General features: G+C 37.3%; 13 protein-coding genes. 3 read left to right on the top strand and 10 right to left on the bottom strand.

What is annotated here, in order from left to right; all coding sequences use genetic code 11:
* Nucleotides 1-157: 157 nt before the first annotated feature.
* From ACF3OC_RS01485 to ACF3OC_RS01450, 8 genes are all read right to left on the bottom strand, one after another.
* Entirely contained in the window at nucleotides 158-541 is a 384-nt protein-coding gene (locus tag ACF3OC_RS01485) for a hypothetical protein (protein ID WP_094281062.1), read from the bottom strand.
* Between the two features lies 1 nt (nucleotide 542).
* The gene (locus tag ACF3OC_RS01480; RefSeq protein WP_392470727.1) at nucleotides 543-1,793 is read right to left on the bottom strand and encodes a glutamate-5-semialdehyde dehydrogenase; all 1,251 of its coding nucleotides are present in this window, start codon (nucleotides 1,791-1,793) and stop codon (nucleotides 543-545) included.
* A 10-nt stretch (nucleotides 1,794-1,803) separates the two neighbouring features.
* Nucleotides 1,804-2,835: a glutamate 5-kinase gene (gene proB / locus ACF3OC_RS01475; protein ID WP_094281058.1), complete on the bottom strand. Its 1,032-nt coding sequence runs from the start codon at nucleotides 2,833-2,835 to the stop codon at nucleotides 1,804-1,806.
* 384 nt (nucleotides 2,836-3,219) lie between these two features.
* Nucleotides 3,220-3,984: an exodeoxyribonuclease III gene (locus ACF3OC_RS01470; protein WP_094281056.1), complete on the bottom strand. Its 765-nt coding sequence runs from the start codon at nucleotides 3,982-3,984 to the stop codon at nucleotides 3,220-3,222.
* Between the two features lies 1 nt (nucleotide 3,985).
* Nucleotides 3,986-4,747 carry a peptidylprolyl isomerase gene (locus ACF3OC_RS01465; protein ID WP_094257705.1) on the bottom strand — a complete coding sequence of 254 codons (762 nt, stop codon included), beginning with the start codon at nucleotides 4,745-4,747 and terminating at the stop codon, nucleotides 3,986-3,988.
* Nucleotides 4,748-4,750: 3 nt separating this feature from the next.
* Entirely contained in the window at nucleotides 4,751-5,098 is a 348-nt protein-coding gene (locus tag ACF3OC_RS01460; RefSeq protein ID WP_094257704.1) for a hypothetical protein, read from the bottom strand.
* 10 nt (nucleotides 5,099-5,108) lie between these two features.
* Nucleotides 5,109-5,543, bottom strand: a complete 435-nt coding sequence (locus ACF3OC_RS01455; RefSeq protein WP_094257703.1) for a low molecular weight protein-tyrosine-phosphatase — start codon at nucleotides 5,541-5,543, stop codon at nucleotides 5,109-5,111.
* 172 nt (nucleotides 5,544-5,715) lie between these two features.
* Nucleotides 5,716-7,254 carry a Do family serine endopeptidase gene (locus ACF3OC_RS01450; RefSeq protein WP_094257702.1) on the bottom strand — a complete coding sequence of 513 codons (1,539 nt, stop codon included), beginning with the start codon at nucleotides 7,252-7,254 and terminating at the stop codon, nucleotides 5,716-5,718.
* Nucleotides 7,255-7,443: 189 nt separating this feature from the next.
* Here ACF3OC_RS01450 and dapF point away from each other — a divergent pair, with 189 nt between their 5' ends.
* The 3 genes from dapF (at nucleotide 7,444) to ACF3OC_RS01435 (ending at nucleotide 11,866) form a co-directional block, all read left to right on the top strand.
* Nucleotides 7,444-8,232 (top strand): diaminopimelate epimerase, encoded by a 789-nt coding sequence (dapF, locus tag ACF3OC_RS01445; protein WP_094281054.1) that lies wholly within the window; start codon nucleotides 7,444-7,446, stop codon nucleotides 8,230-8,232.
* 77 nt (nucleotides 8,233-8,309) lie between these two features.
* Nucleotides 8,310-11,192 carry a DEAD/DEAH box helicase gene (locus tag ACF3OC_RS01440; RefSeq protein ID WP_094281052.1) on the top strand — a complete coding sequence of 961 codons (2,883 nt, stop codon included), beginning with the start codon at nucleotides 8,310-8,312 and terminating at the stop codon, nucleotides 11,190-11,192.
* Nucleotides 11,193-11,389: 197 nt separating this feature from the next.
* Complete coding sequence (locus ACF3OC_RS01435) at nucleotides 11,390-11,866, top strand: hypothetical protein (RefSeq protein ID WP_094281051.1); 477 nt, start codon at nucleotides 11,390-11,392, stop codon at nucleotides 11,864-11,866.
* Nucleotides 11,867-11,898: 32 nt separating this feature from the next.
* On the opposite strand, the gene ACF3OC_RS01430 is transcribed toward ACF3OC_RS01435, so the two are convergent.
* Together ACF3OC_RS01430 and ACF3OC_RS01425 are read right to left on the bottom strand one after the other, a co-directional pair.
* Nucleotides 11,899-12,702 carry a hypothetical protein gene (locus ACF3OC_RS01430; protein ID WP_094281050.1) on the bottom strand — a complete coding sequence of 268 codons (804 nt, stop codon included), beginning with the start codon at nucleotides 12,700-12,702 and terminating at the stop codon, nucleotides 11,899-11,901.
* A 199-nt stretch (nucleotides 12,703-12,901) separates the two neighbouring features.
* On the bottom strand, nucleotides 12,902-13,777 hold the full coding sequence (locus tag ACF3OC_RS01425; RefSeq protein WP_392470722.1) for a sugar phosphate isomerase/epimerase family protein: 876 nt from the start codon (nucleotides 13,775-13,777) through the stop codon (nucleotides 12,902-12,904).
* Nucleotides 13,778-13,783 lie beyond the last annotated feature (6 nt).

Genomic DNA, 13,783 nt, shown 5'->3' with positions numbered 1-13,783 from the left:
CTAGTTAGAATCTTCCAAATTGTAACAAAATATACGAAGTGGGCATAATATTTAATTAATACTCAATCAACCGAGAAGTATCAATTACAAGAAAGGCAATATTATTGGAATAATATTGCCATTTAAACAAATTTTATTGTTGCTTGAGAATATTTTTCTACAGATTACGATCTATCTTTGAGAGATAATCAAAATCTTCGAAGGAGTAGGCGCCAGTTTTCTTCATATTCCATTCGAAGATAAACTTAGCATTTTGGAGTAGATCTTTGTTTTGGTTTATTAGTCCATCATACATGATCAATTGCGCTAAAGGCCTAACCTGCTCAGGCTCTAATGAGCTAATAAAATTTTCGATATCGGATTGATTTCCCTCAAGGAGGAGCTTACGCTCTATTTTAAAGAAATCGGTATAACCTTGATTCAAATCCATTGTTTCATTTTCCTTATCAAAGGCCTCATACTTATCGACTACTAGTCTTAAATACTTACCCATTTCATTTATCCAGTTCAGGATGGTATCTTTTTCGAATCTAATTCCCATATTATCTAATTTGACCTTCGCCAGTTACGAACCATTTTTCTGTCACTAACTTTTCCAAAGCAAATGGTCCCCGGGCATGAAGTTTTTGTGTTGAAATTCCAATTTCTGCGCCTAAGCCAAATTCAGCACCATCCGTAAATCGTGTTGAGGCATTAGAATAGACAGCTGCCGCATCTACAGCGTTCATAAAAGTGAGAATATTTTTTGGATCTGAGGAAATAATACATTCAGAATGTTTAGAAGAATAGTTCGCGATATGATCTAGAGCTTCATCTAAATTATTAACAACCTTCATTGAACAAATGAGGTCTAAGAATTCTCTTCCAAAATCTTCTGCTTTGGCTGGTTCTAAATTTGGATACTCAAGATTTTTTAAATCAGAATAGCTTTTTTCATCAGCTAGAATTTTCACTTTTGCTGCAGCAAGCAGCGGTGCCAATTTATTCAGGAAAGCTTCTGTAACCTGCGCATCCACGAGTATACAATCCAAGGCGTTGCAAACAGAGGGTCTAGAAATCTTGGCATTAGCTACTATTTTTGCGGCTTGTGATAAATCAGCCGCTTTATCGATATAGGTATGACATACTCCTGCTCCAGTCTCAATCACAGGAACTTTTGCATTTTCTCGCACAAAATCAATTAAGCCTTGAGATCCCCGCGGGATCAAGATATCCACATATTTCACAGCGGTCAGAAGCTCTGTCACAAGCTCCCGATCGGTTGGTAAAAGTTGAACGATACAAGGGTCGGTATTAAACTTTAGAAGGACATCCTGAATCAGGTTAACCAGGAATGTATTACTAAACCAAGCGTCTGATCCTCCCCTCAGCAGGCAGACATTTCCGGATTGAATACATAAAACCGCAACATCTATAGTTACATTCGGCCTAGATTCATAGATTACACCTACCACTCCCAAGGCAACTGATCTTTTTTCTACTAACAATCCATTATCCAGGGTTTTGCTACTTAGCAGCTTCCCTGTCGGATCATCCAATTTAGCGACTGCCCGGACACTATCCGCTAAATCTTCAATTCTTGCTTTAGTTAATTTAAGACGATCATATTTGGAATCCTGCGGATCCATTCGATCGAGATCTTTTTGATTTTCGAGGATAATTTGATCCGTATTGAGGAGCAATTCGTCAGCAATTGCATTGAGGATTTTCATTTTCTGTTCAATAGTCAATACTGAAATTGCTCTTTTGGCTTTTCTGGTATTTTCTAATTGAAGTTGTATTGATTTTTCCATAGGATTATTCTTATAAGAGCACAATATCGTCAGCATGTGCAATTTCAATATTCTTTTTTTCAGATTTAGATTTCAATGAAATGGAGTCGATTTTTGATTTTGCTACGGCATGAATGACGTGGTCTTCATCGGCAATTTGAAACACTTCACCTGCTTCAAAATCTTGGATTATTTTATTAACGCCTACTGCCAATAAGCTTTTTCGTTTATTTAAGGCGTCAATGGCGCCTTTATCAACTTGGACTAAACCAGTTATTAAACTTCCGCTTGCGAGCCATTTATTTCTAGAGGATACTTTTTTAGGCTGAGGATGGCAGAGGGTACCTGTTTTTCCGTTTACAGCTTTTAGGATTCCATCTTCGGTTTTCATGGTAAAAATAACGGCTTTTATCCCCATTTGATTTGCTAGTCGGGCAAAATTAAGTTTAGAAATCATCCCCCCCAGGCCGACGCTAGATTTTTCATCTTTTGCCAAAGCCAGCGCAGCTTTATCAATAACCTTAATTTCAGGGATTACATTCCCTTGTTCATCAAGCACTCCAGGTACGGAAGTGCTAAAAAGAACTTGTTCGGCACCAAACCCAACAGCGATCAAGGTAGCGAGTTCATCATTATCTGAGAACTTCAATTCTTTATTACTCACCACATCATTTTCATTTGCAATCGGGATAACATTATTTTTCCATAGAGTTTCATAGGTACTTTTTAATTGGAGAAATTGATTTCTATTGGCAAAATGATGTCTTTCACAGAGGCTTTGAGCCAAAGCTATTTTAAAGGGTTTAAAATAGGTACCATAAGTTCGGACCAACATTGGGTTTCCAATGGCGGCAGCGGCTTTTTTTTGTGCCAATGTACCGGTATATTTCGGGATATACTTTTTTCCGGCGGCAACTGCACCAGAAGATACTATCACAATATTATATTGGGGTTGCAACTGGGCACATTGTCTAGCGATTTCTAAAACAATTCTTTCATCAATTTCACCGTCTGTAGTAATAGCTGCAGAACCAAATTTGATGACGAGTATAGGTTTTTTCATTTTACGAATTATTCAGATTAAATAATATATTATTAATATTTAATCAACAATACATTATGTTTGATGCTAAATTAGAAATAAATAAAAGAAATCCATTACTGGAATTCAAACAGAGATATTATTGAGAGGGGGGATTAATTATTTAATCTTCATGGGTCGAAGAGCGTTATTCAAGAATAATATCGCAGAAATAATCAATGATAAGGAGGTTAAGAAAATTGGATAAGATAATGCAGAACTTTGGAATTGCATAAAAATTTCAAACGCACAGATCCCCAGTAGAAAGAGGGTAATCATAAAAAATATCCATGCGATTTTCTTGCTCATGAAATAAATATAAGCAATAAATAAAAAAAGTAGACCTAATGAGTCTACTTTTTTTATCTAATCAAGAATTAATTCCACTGGGCAATGGTCAGAGTGAATTGCTTGAGGTATAATTCGGGAAGATTTAATACTATCTTTCAAACCATTAGAGACCATATTATAGTCAATACGCCAGCCTAAGTTCTTTCCTCTGGCGCCAGCACGATAAGACCACCATGTATAGTGATGTGGATCAGGATTTAAATGTCTAAATGAATCGATGTATCCTGAATTAATAAAGTTTTCCATCCATTCTCTTTCAGCAGGTAAAAAGCCAGAGCTATTCGCATTGGATTTTGGATTATGGATATCAATTGCTCGATGACAAATATTGAAATCACCACATACGACCAGATTAGGTTTCTCTTTTAGCAGGTCGTTGCTGTAGGACTGGAAGTCATCCAGAAACTTGTATTTAAAGTCTTGCCTTACATCTCCGGTAGTACCAGAAGGGAAATACACACTCATTACCGAGGCTTTATCAAAGTCCGCACGGATAATACGTCCTTCAAAATCATAGTCTTCATGACCACAACCATATTCAATATGGTTTGGTGTGATGCGTGTAAATATTGCGGTTCCACTATAGCCTTTTTTCTGAGCTGGATACCAATAATGTTCGTAGCCCATTTCTTCCAATAGGGCGATCTCAGGCACTTGATCAGGAGTTGCTTTAATTTCTTGAATACAGATTACATCAGGATTTTCGCCTTTTAACCACTCCAACCAACCTTTTTTCAAGGCTGCCCGGATTCCATTGACATTATAAGTTAGGATCTTCATGTTATGGGAGTTTGTAATTTTTAGACTTCATTGAATCAAAGAGTTTGGTAAAAATACCTTTTTTTGGAGGCAATCCTTGCAATTTACGCTCTAAATCAAGCGCTTGTCTTCTATCCAACAGTTTCATAGCAAATCGCTCATCATTATATGGGCGGTCATTATCATCGGTTTTAACCTCAGCAATGCTATCTACTACGCCCAATCCTTCGATCAATTCGCCGAAGACGGTGTATTCACCATCCAAGTGGGGAGTACCCCCAATAGAGGAATAAGTTTCACGTTGAAGAGGGGTTAGTTTTTTACCTTTTAGGCGAAATTTCTCCAAAGAATCCAAAGCAGCTTCAGTGAACACTCTACCTTGCACGAGGTAAAATTGGGAGGCAGAAGATTCTTTTGCTGGATTGTTATCTCTCGCTGCACCTAGAGCGCCTTTTTTATGAATGATTCCGGCTTGAATTTCAGCAGGCACCTTATAATCTGGTCCTCCTTCGCCTAATTTTTGTCTACTTGCAGCATATCTAGAATCAGGGTCACCACCTTGAATCATAAAATTATGAATAACCCGGTGGAACATTAAGGAGTCGAAATAACCTTCTTTAACCAATTTCACGAAGTTATCGCGGTGTTTTCTGGTTTCGTTATAGAGTTTGATAATACCGTTACCTTTACCGGTTTTAACTTCAACATAGTAGTTTTTTGGGGTTTGCGCATTGGCAAAGCTCATGCCTAATACAAGAGCAAACAATAATAAAATTCTTCTCATATATTAAATGAAATTTACTTCTTCAAAATAGTCAATTATCAGCGATTTGATAATCATTTCTTGTTCCAAAAGGGTGTAATTAGGGATAGGCTTGATTAAGTTCCAATGAGGCCAACCTTGTTCATCCTGTCCTTCCAGCTCATAAAAGCCGAGGCTACTGAAGAGTCTGCATGTTGCGATATGCATCAATTCTTCTTTTTCTCTTTTTGAGAATTCCTGAGGGCCTTTTCCTAATTCCTGTACACCGATTAGGAAGAGCATCACTTTGATATCAGGGATATCCATATCAAAGTTTTTAGCGATAGCTTCCTGTAGAGCTTTCCACTTTTTATTTATTTCTGCGGCTTGCATTGTTTTTTATTTAAGACCAGTTTTTGATTAGTTCTTTGCATCTAGATTCAATCAGTTCAAAAACTGGAACGAACATATTTGAATCATAATAAGGATCCGGAACTATATCATCAGTCAGGAAGAGGGATACTTTATTTAAATCTTCCTGAGAAGTTGCCATTGAAGTGACATCGGCATAGTTCTGTTTATCCATTACCAGAATACGGTCGTATTTAGAGAAGAAATTAGGTTCAAACAATTGCGCTCTTTGATTTGAGATATCGATTCCCCTATCTTTAGCGACTTGGATGGATCTTTTATCAGGAGCATGCCCGACATGCCAATCCCCAGTACCGGCAGAATCAATTTCCCAACTTAATCCATTTTCAGCAACCATGTGTTCCATGATTCCATGAGCCAATGGAGATCTGCAAATATTCCCTAAACACACCATTAATATTTTCATGGTTTCAAATATAACATTATCTAGTTAGTATTGAGATATGAGTTATGAGATATGAGATTTCTGTGCTGTCCATCCCTAAATAGAGAAGAAGATTTTATACTAATCCCCTTTTCATGACTGAAAATGCAAAAGGGGCCTCAATCTCTTGGGCCCCTTTATATTTATTTTACAATTAGTACTTCAATGGAACATTGAACTGAACGGTACTACCTTTTTCAGGTACGCCGGTAATACGGACAATATCACGACGAGTGCTACCTAGAGCAGACTCCACATCATCCACATTATTTACAGGCTTACCATTAACTTCAGTAATAACCAATCCTCTTTCAACGCCGAAGTATTCAAAAACACCACCTCTGTGAACTTGTGATACCACAACACCTGATTTGATTCCTAGTTCTTGTTTGCGAGCATTGCTAGCAGGAACAAAACTAGCACCTAATTTATTGAAGATCTCAGTTGCAGAAGCACTAGATTCAGAATCTTCAGATTTCGGCTTAGTCTCTTCACCTTTAAGGGTTAAATTGACATCTTTTTCTTTGCCATCACGTTTGTAAGTAATTTTCACTTTATCACCTGGGCGTAATCTAGCGACGTACTCTTGTAAGTCAGGGGTACCATAGATTACACGACCTTCCACTTTCGTTAAGATATCACCAGGTTTAATACCTGCGGCTTCAGCTGCTCCACCTTTCAATACATCACGAACATATAATCCATTTACATCTTCAATACCTTTTTCAGCACGTAATTGATCATTAATTTCAGTGAAAGTAACCCCTACGTATCCACGTTTCACGCTTCCAAACTCTTTAAAGTCATCTACGATTTTTTTGGCAAGGTTGATTGGAATTGCGAATCCATAACCAGCATAAGTTCCAGTTGGGGAAGCGATTGCTGAGTTGATACCGATTAGTTCACCACGCGCATTAACCAATGCACCACCACTATTACCACGATTGATTACGGCGTCAGTTTGCAAGAAGGATTCCACAGCGTTACTGATCATTTGTTCTTGTTGTCCCATTCCACCATATCCACGACCTTGGGTTGGTTCATCAAGGATACCGATACGACGACCTTTAGCACTGATGATACCAGCTGTTACGGTCGATTGTAGACCTAGCGGATACCCCACTGCTAATACCCATTCACCAATTTGCACATTATCGGAGTTACCTAATTTTACGATTGGGAGGCCATTTGCATTTACTTTAATCAATGCCAAGTCGAAGTTTGGATCTCTACCGATTACTTTAGCTTCATACTTACGTTTATCAGTAAGAACGACTTCGATTTTATCAGCTTCTTCCACGACGTGGTTATTCGTTACGATATACCCGTCTGGGGAGATGATTACTCCGGATCCGGAGGCTGTTGCTGGTCGAGCTTGACCACGTTGTTGTGGTACTCCGAAAAATTCTTCGAACATATCGAATGGGGATCCCCCACCGCCACGGTTACCGCGGCTAGCCATTGTTACTTGAATGTGTACCACACCCGGAGAGACTGCTGCTGCAGCTTGGGTAAAATCCGGATTTCCTGTAGAGGATAAAATTTCTTCCGCAGGGTTGTTGGCATAATAAACTTTTTGACGTTCTTCGAACGTCATGTTGTCCATCTTTTTATTTTCGAAGAGTTTAAACCCACCCACGGCTATGGCTCCTCCTATGATGGCTGCTAATAAAGTTGCACCTATCTTTTTCATATATAATTAATCTAACTTTTTTATTTCATGATTTCTAATTCAAATGTAATACCATTCGAAAGGTCGGAACGAGTTTTGTCAGTTAAAAAATGTTAACAGGCAGAACCTTTGTCAAGCATTTAACAAGATTTAACAAAAGTTCGGTTTATTGTAACAAGAATATTAAATTTACAGCAGAAACTCAACAAAATGTCAAAAGAAATCCAGTTCTACAAATATCAAGGTGCGGGGAATGACTTTATCTTAATTGATAACAGAAATGGCTCGTTTGATGCGGGAAATCAACAATTGATTCAAAAGCTTTGTGATCGGAGGTTTGGAATTGGAGGAGACGGATTGATGCTACTTCAAGATACAAATAATTATGATTTCCAAATGCTATACTTTAATTCCGATGGCAAAGAGGGGACAATGTGCGGGAATGGGGGTCGTTGTTTGGTTGCATTTGCGAGAGACTTGGGGATCATCCAGACTGATACTGTCTTTTTGGCAGTCGACGGTAAACATGATGCTCAAATTGAGCAAAATACAGTAAATCTTGGCATGATTGACGTTGATGAGTTTCATAAGGATGGGGAAGCATTTGTATTAAATACAGGGTCGCCACACTATGTTCAATTTGTTGATGACCTAAGCGAGAAAGATGTTTTCCAAGCAGGTTATGCCATTCGAAATAATAGTACTTATGGTGAAAAAGGTATAAATGTAAACTTTATCGAGGAAGAGGGTAATGGTTATTTCGTTCGGACCTTTGAGCGCGGAGTTGAGGATGAAACCTATGCATGTGGCACTGGGGCGGTTGCTTCAGCGATGAGTGTAGCGATTAAATCAGGCAATGACGGTTACTTTGAAATTCCAATTCGAGTACTTGGTGGTCAACTACTTATTTCATTTCATAAAAAAGGGCATCAATTCAAGAATGTCTATCTATCTGGACCTGCAAATTTAGTATTTGAGGGAAAAATCGATATTTCATAATAATTTAACCTCCTTAATTTTGGAGAAAAAGCCTTAATACACGTATATTAGTAGCTTTTTCTAGCAGAATCAATAGGATGCAACAGGTCGACACAATAACTTCATATCGTTTGGTTTACTCTTTAGGGAAACATCCCTACTTAGGGTATCTCATTGAGCCTCATATTGTGCAACTTAACCAAAATGGATCCTATTCACTTTCTTATAAAAGAGTTTTCAGCAATACGGTTGATGAATTTTCAGACACCTTGGACGAGGTTGATTATGAATTAATTCGACTTTGTGATGAGATTGAACAGACACAGCTCATCAAAAGGTTTCACAAAAAGGCCATTCGTCCGGCGGATTATTTTTCCAAAATATTCGACCATAAGATTTACGAGCATATTCGTCCAAAAATAGAGAGCCGACTACTACATATTTTAAACAACATTGGTGACAAGCCCTTGTTTTTGATGAGTAAGGATGGCTATCCAGCTGATCAGGAATTAAAAATTGCCCCTAAGCCCACGAGCATTTTATTTCATTTCCGAAGGAATGAAATCGAGACGCGATACTTCCCAACATTAAAATACGATGGGCTTCGAATGGAGTTTATGTATAAAAATGCGGATGTCATTGTCAATCAACAAGCTTGGTTACTTTTAGAGAATGTTTTATATCATTTTGATGAGGAGTTGGAGGGGAAGAAATTAACGCCATTCCTTAATAAGCGTTTCATTTCAATTCCGCGGAATACAGAGAAGAAGTATTTTGAAACTTTTGTGACCTCGTTAATTGAAAAGCATCATGTGTATGCTGAGGGTTTGGAAATCATCAATTATAAGGAACAGGCAGTACCCCAATTAAGGATTGTTTATAGTCCGGAGCAGGAAGCCCAATTGCAGTTATATTTCCAATATGGGGATTTTAGTTTCCCTTCAGGAGCCCAGCATCCGGTTACTGTGCGTTATGTATATAATCAAGAGGAAGATGCCCATCAGTTTTTAAGAATAAAACGGTCTCTTCAATGGGAGGAGAAAAAGGCCAAGACACTTGAGGATTACGGGTTAGAACGAGCAGATGCTTTATTTGGTTCCTATCTTCCAAAAATAGGTCTCAATGGATATCGCATTTCGAGCATTGAATGGGTCAATGAACACCTTACAGAACTACATGATGCAGGCTTTGATATCATTCAAAACCATAATGACAAGAAATTTCTGATTGGCAAGACCAGCATCAGCATCGAGATTAGCGAAAAGAACGACTGGTTTGACATTGCGGCAACTGTAAGGTTTGGATCTTATGAGATTCCTTTTATCAACCTTAGACAACATATATTAAACCGGATTCAAGAGTTTGAATTACCCAATGGCGAGATTGCTATAATTCCACAGGAATGGTTCTCACAGTATGAGCATTTATTTCAGTTTTCTTCGCAGAAAGAGGGCATTCGATTAAACCGCGCGCATATAGGCTTGCTCAATGATATAACCGAGCATAACCAGGTGAGTATGCAACGGAAGTTGAATAAACTTGGAGAGTTTGATGAGATATCTGATATAGAGACGCCAAAAAATTTCAAGGGTTCTTTACGCCCTTATCAGAAAGCAGGATATAATTGGTTTCATTTTCTTCAGGAGTACCGATTTGGCGGTCTGCTGGCGGATGATATGGGATTGGGGAAAACAGTACAAACCTTAGCCTTGTTGCAACATCAGAAGGAGAATTTGGAATCCTCAGATCAACCGAAGACCTCCTTACTCATAGTGCCGACATCCTTAATATTCAACTGGCAGAAGGAAGCTGAAAAATTCACCCCAAAGCTTAGGGTCCTATTACATACTGGTACTTACCGCAGCAAGGATAATTTTGCATTCAGTCATTTTGATTTGGTTATTACCACATATGGGGTAGCTAGAATAGACGAGGAATTGCTTTCGGGATTTTATTTCAATTATATTATTTTGGATGAAAGCCAGAATATCAAGAATCCGAGGTCAAAATCATTCTCTGCTATCAAGCATATCAAAGGAAAGAACAAATTAGCTTTAAGTGGAACACCGATTGAGAATTCGGTTGCCGATATCTGGTCACAGATGTCCTTTGTAAATCCGGGACTTTTAGGCAACTACACTTATTTTCAAAAGGAATTTGTACAGGCCATTGAGAAGAAGAAGGATGAAGAGAAAGCTAAAAGATTACAGGCGATTATCAAACCTTTTGTTTTGAGGCGCACGAAGTCTCAGGTAGCCACCGAACTTCCTCCGAAGTCCGAGCAGATTTTTTATTGCAGTATGACTGAGGAGCAATCGGAATACTATGAAACTGTTAAATCTGAATATAGAAATGCTTTGTTGGATGGAGCCTTTACGGGAAAGGCATCTCAAATTGCACTTTTACAGGGTTTAACTAAATTACGGCAGTTAGCAAATCATCCATTAATGATCGACAGTCAGTATAAGGATGGCTCGGGGAAATTCGATGCTGCGATAGAAACCATGGAATCCATACTGAAGGAAGGCAATAAGGTATTAATCTTTTCACAATTTGTGAGGCATCTTCAAATCTTCAGGGATTATTTTGAAAAGAATAAGATTCGTTACGCTTATTTAGATGGGGCTACAACTGATCGAAACCAAGCTGTTAAGGACTTTAAGGAGAATGAGGATACCCAAGTTTTCTTGATTTCCATCAAAGCTGGTGGTGTAGGGTTAAATTTAACTGAGGCGGAATATGTTTTTATCCTGGATCCATGGTGGAATCCTGCTGTTGAGCAACAAGCGATTGATCGTAGTCATAGGATAGGGCAAACGAAAAATGTTTTTATCTATAAATTCATTGCAAAAGACAGCATTGAAGAGAAAATATTAGCCTTACAAGGGATGAAGAAATCATTGGCTAGTTCACTAATTACTACGGAAGAAAGCTTTGTTAAATCATTAAGCAAAGGAGATATTAACGAATTATTCAGCTAAAAACCTACAATAACGTCTGAAATCAACCTTTCCTGATTTTGTCTAATTTATCATTATAGTAATTTTTTATAAATTATTTATTATTTATTTTAATGATAAATTGCTATAACTGTTCAAACAATTATCTTTTATTCCAATAAATAAATGATATAAACTGAAATATCTTTATTTTAGTATATATAACCTTTATAACCGACATGAAATATAACCTAGACTTTTTCACTCAGTATAGTCAATTCTATATCGTCAATGATTCGATGAGTAGTGAAACAGGTGATTTTGATTTTTGGAGTGAACAAGCGTTGAAAGATCGATTAGCAATTGACGAAAACACCTTAGGGATTACTGTTGAAAATGATTTTTCGATGGTCAAGGGAGAACTTGAAGTTTTAGAAAGTGAAAATGTACAATTGGATTTCAAAGCAGATCATATTGTTGAAGGCAGTCTAAAAATCACGAATGGTACGATAGAAATTCAAGATTGTCCCATGAGTGGCACTATTTTATTGATCCCTGTGGACAATACAACCTATAGGATTCGCATTTATTCTTACAATTTAAACAACCCCATTGGAATCGATATGATGAATCCAAATGATCGATATCGGATAGAAATTTGGCCCGCCGCTATTGCGGGGCGAAAAGTATTAAAACGCTGGAATCCGAAATACTAGAATTGAACAACCTTACCCATTCCATTTCTTTTTTATTTTAAGTTTCCTGCGGTAAAATTGTTTTTTTTCTCATCACTATACAGTAAGAACCGGTCAGAAAACAATTGTTTCTGATCCAAATTAAAATAGCTATAGTCCCTTACTTTATCATCTAATTTAATTCCTTCCGTAAATTCATAGATATGTGCATTTTTTAATGCTTCTTTTTGATTATTGTCAATCATTAAAAAATCTACTTGATAATATTTTTTATTTGGACTAAAGGAGGAAGCACTCAGTTCTTGAGCATTAAAGGATACGATTTGAATAGTTTTATCTTTTAGGGTCCATTCATGGGCTTTAATACCGATTGTTGCATTCACTATGGACTCGTCTGTTGGTGTTCCAAGATCTTTAAATAATTCTTTTAAGACACTATCTCTTTTATTTTCATCGGAATAAAAGGCAAGCGCTTGGTATGCTACAGGTTTCTTATTAAGGTCAGTTACTGTTGAAACGGTATTGAAATAAAGCGGTCCATAACTTGCCAAACTATCAATAAATGGACTTTCGAAGAGATATCCAAATTCTTTTTTAGGGACTGTAATATGGATTACATTGATTACTGGGTCTTTGATTCTATATTTTAATTTTTCATCACTTAACTCATATAACTTAAGAGTATCCAGACTCGTTCCAGTATCTTCTTCCAACCAATGTCCAAATATTTCAAAAACATTATCATTAAACTTGGAGTTCAGTAAGTCCAAATGCTCTATTTCAGTCTCGGTTCCAGGTTCATTGTTGCATGCTACCAAAGTGGTAATACAAACAAGAATCCATAAATACTTTCTCATAGACTATATATTGAATAATTCACTTACTAAATATAATTAAATCAAGCGGTATTTACTAATAATCAATTATTTACATTCAAAACAAAAAACATTAGGATTACTAAATATATATATTGAAAAAGAGGCTTTGGAATATTTTCAATAAAAGAAAAAGGGCAATAAGAAGATCTTATTGCCCTTTTATTAACCTTACTAAAACTTATAAAGCAGCTCTGAAGTTTTCTACACTTTCAGTAACTTCTGGCAAGCTATTTTCCCAGTTATATTCATATTCAGCAGATAGCATGCCTTTAAAATTTTGGCGTTTTAATTCTGCTTGAACTTCTTTCATTCCTAATTTTCCAGTTCCCCAGATCACATCATGAGCTTTTTTATCTCCGAATGCATTTAAATCTTTGAAGTGAACATGGTATACTCTGCCTTCAAGTTTTTTAAGGCATTCGATTGGGTTCAAACCAGAGCGCATCCAGTGGCCCACATCTGCTGCAGCTCCCATTCTTTTACTTCTACCTTCCAAAGCTTTCAAAACCACATCCGGATTCCAATAATGCGAAGGTTCAGGATGGTTGTGAATTGCTAATTTGATATCGTATTTATCACACAGTTTAGAAAGGTAATCCAATTGGTCTTGACTTGGTTCGGCATTAATTACTTTAATTCCGAAATCTTTAGCAAACTGGAAGATTTTTTCCCATTCAGCTTCATCTTTAGCACCGACTACCCCATAAGCATGTACGGTAATTCCTCTTTCCTTCAATAACTTTTTAACGAGATTACGACCTTCAGGAGACAGTTCGTAGGTCATTTTCTCCGAACTACCAGCGCCTACTGGTTGACCAGGGAATGCTTCGACATAGCGTAGATTTGCTGCGGCGATTTTATCCAATGCTTCAGCAAATGTAAAAAGCCTAAAGGTATATGCTTGGGAGCCTAATTGCCATCCTAATTTCTCTTCAGGGAAAGGACCTTTTGCTTTAGTAGAACTTTTTGCTGCGGGAGCATTGCTTGAGCAAGATGCAAAGATAAGCAGAGTTAATGCTAGACATCCTGCAAACCATTTAGAAATAGATTTCATATAATT

Origin of the sequence: Sphingobacterium cellulitidis, assembly GCF_043187465.1 — a bacterium.
GTDB classification, from domain to species: domain Bacteria; phylum Bacteroidota; class Bacteroidia; order Sphingobacteriales; family Sphingobacteriaceae; genus Sphingobacterium; species Sphingobacterium cellulitidis.
This window is presented reverse-complemented; position numbering and strand designations above follow the sequence as displayed.

Excerpts from the sequence above, each read along its gene's own strand:
- proB (WP_094281058.1), bottom strand. The coding sequence starts at position 2,835 with ATGAAAAAACCTATACTCGTCATCAAATTTGGTTCTGCAGCTATTACT.
- ACF3OC_RS01465 (WP_094257705.1), bottom strand. The coding sequence starts at position 4,747 with ATGAGAAGAATTTTATTATTGTTTGCTCTTGTATTAGGCATGAGCTTT.
- ACF3OC_RS01450 (WP_094257702.1), bottom strand. The coding sequence starts at position 7,254 with ATGAAAAAGATAGGTGCAACTTTATTAGCAGCCATCATAGGAGGAGCC.
- ACF3OC_RS01430 (WP_094281050.1), bottom strand. The coding sequence starts at position 12,702 with ATGAGAAAGTATTTATGGATTCTTGTTTGTATTACCACTTTGGTAGCA.
- ACF3OC_RS01485 (WP_094281062.1), bottom strand. The coding sequence starts at position 541 with ATGGGAATTAGATTCGAAAAAGATACCATCCTGAACTGGATAAATGAA.
- ACF3OC_RS01470 (WP_094281056.1), bottom strand. The coding sequence starts at position 3,984 with ATGAAGATCCTAACTTATAATGTCAATGGAATCCGGGCAGCCTTGAAA.
- ACF3OC_RS01480 (WP_392470727.1), bottom strand. The coding sequence starts at position 1,793 with ATGGAAAAATCAATACAACTTCAATTAGAAAATACCAGAAAAGCCAAA.
- ACF3OC_RS01460 (WP_094257704.1), bottom strand. The coding sequence starts at position 5,098 with ATGCAAGCCGCAGAAATAAATAAAAAGTGGAAAGCTCTACAGGAAGCT.
- dapF (WP_094281054.1), top strand. The coding sequence starts at position 7,444 with ATGTCAAAAGAAATCCAGTTCTACAAATATCAAGGTGCGGGGAATGAC.
- ACF3OC_RS01455 (WP_094257703.1), bottom strand. The coding sequence starts at position 5,543 with ATGAAAATATTAATGGTGTGTTTAGGGAATATTTGCAGATCTCCATTG.
- ACF3OC_RS01435 (WP_094281051.1), top strand. The coding sequence starts at position 11,390 with ATGAAATATAACCTAGACTTTTTCACTCAGTATAGTCAATTCTATATC.
- ACF3OC_RS01425 (WP_392470722.1), bottom strand. The coding sequence starts at position 13,777 with ATGAAATCTATTTCTAAATGGTTTGCAGGATGTCTAGCATTAACTCTG.
- ACF3OC_RS01440 (WP_094281052.1), top strand. The coding sequence starts at position 8,310 with ATGCAACAGGTCGACACAATAACTTCATATCGTTTGGTTTACTCTTTA.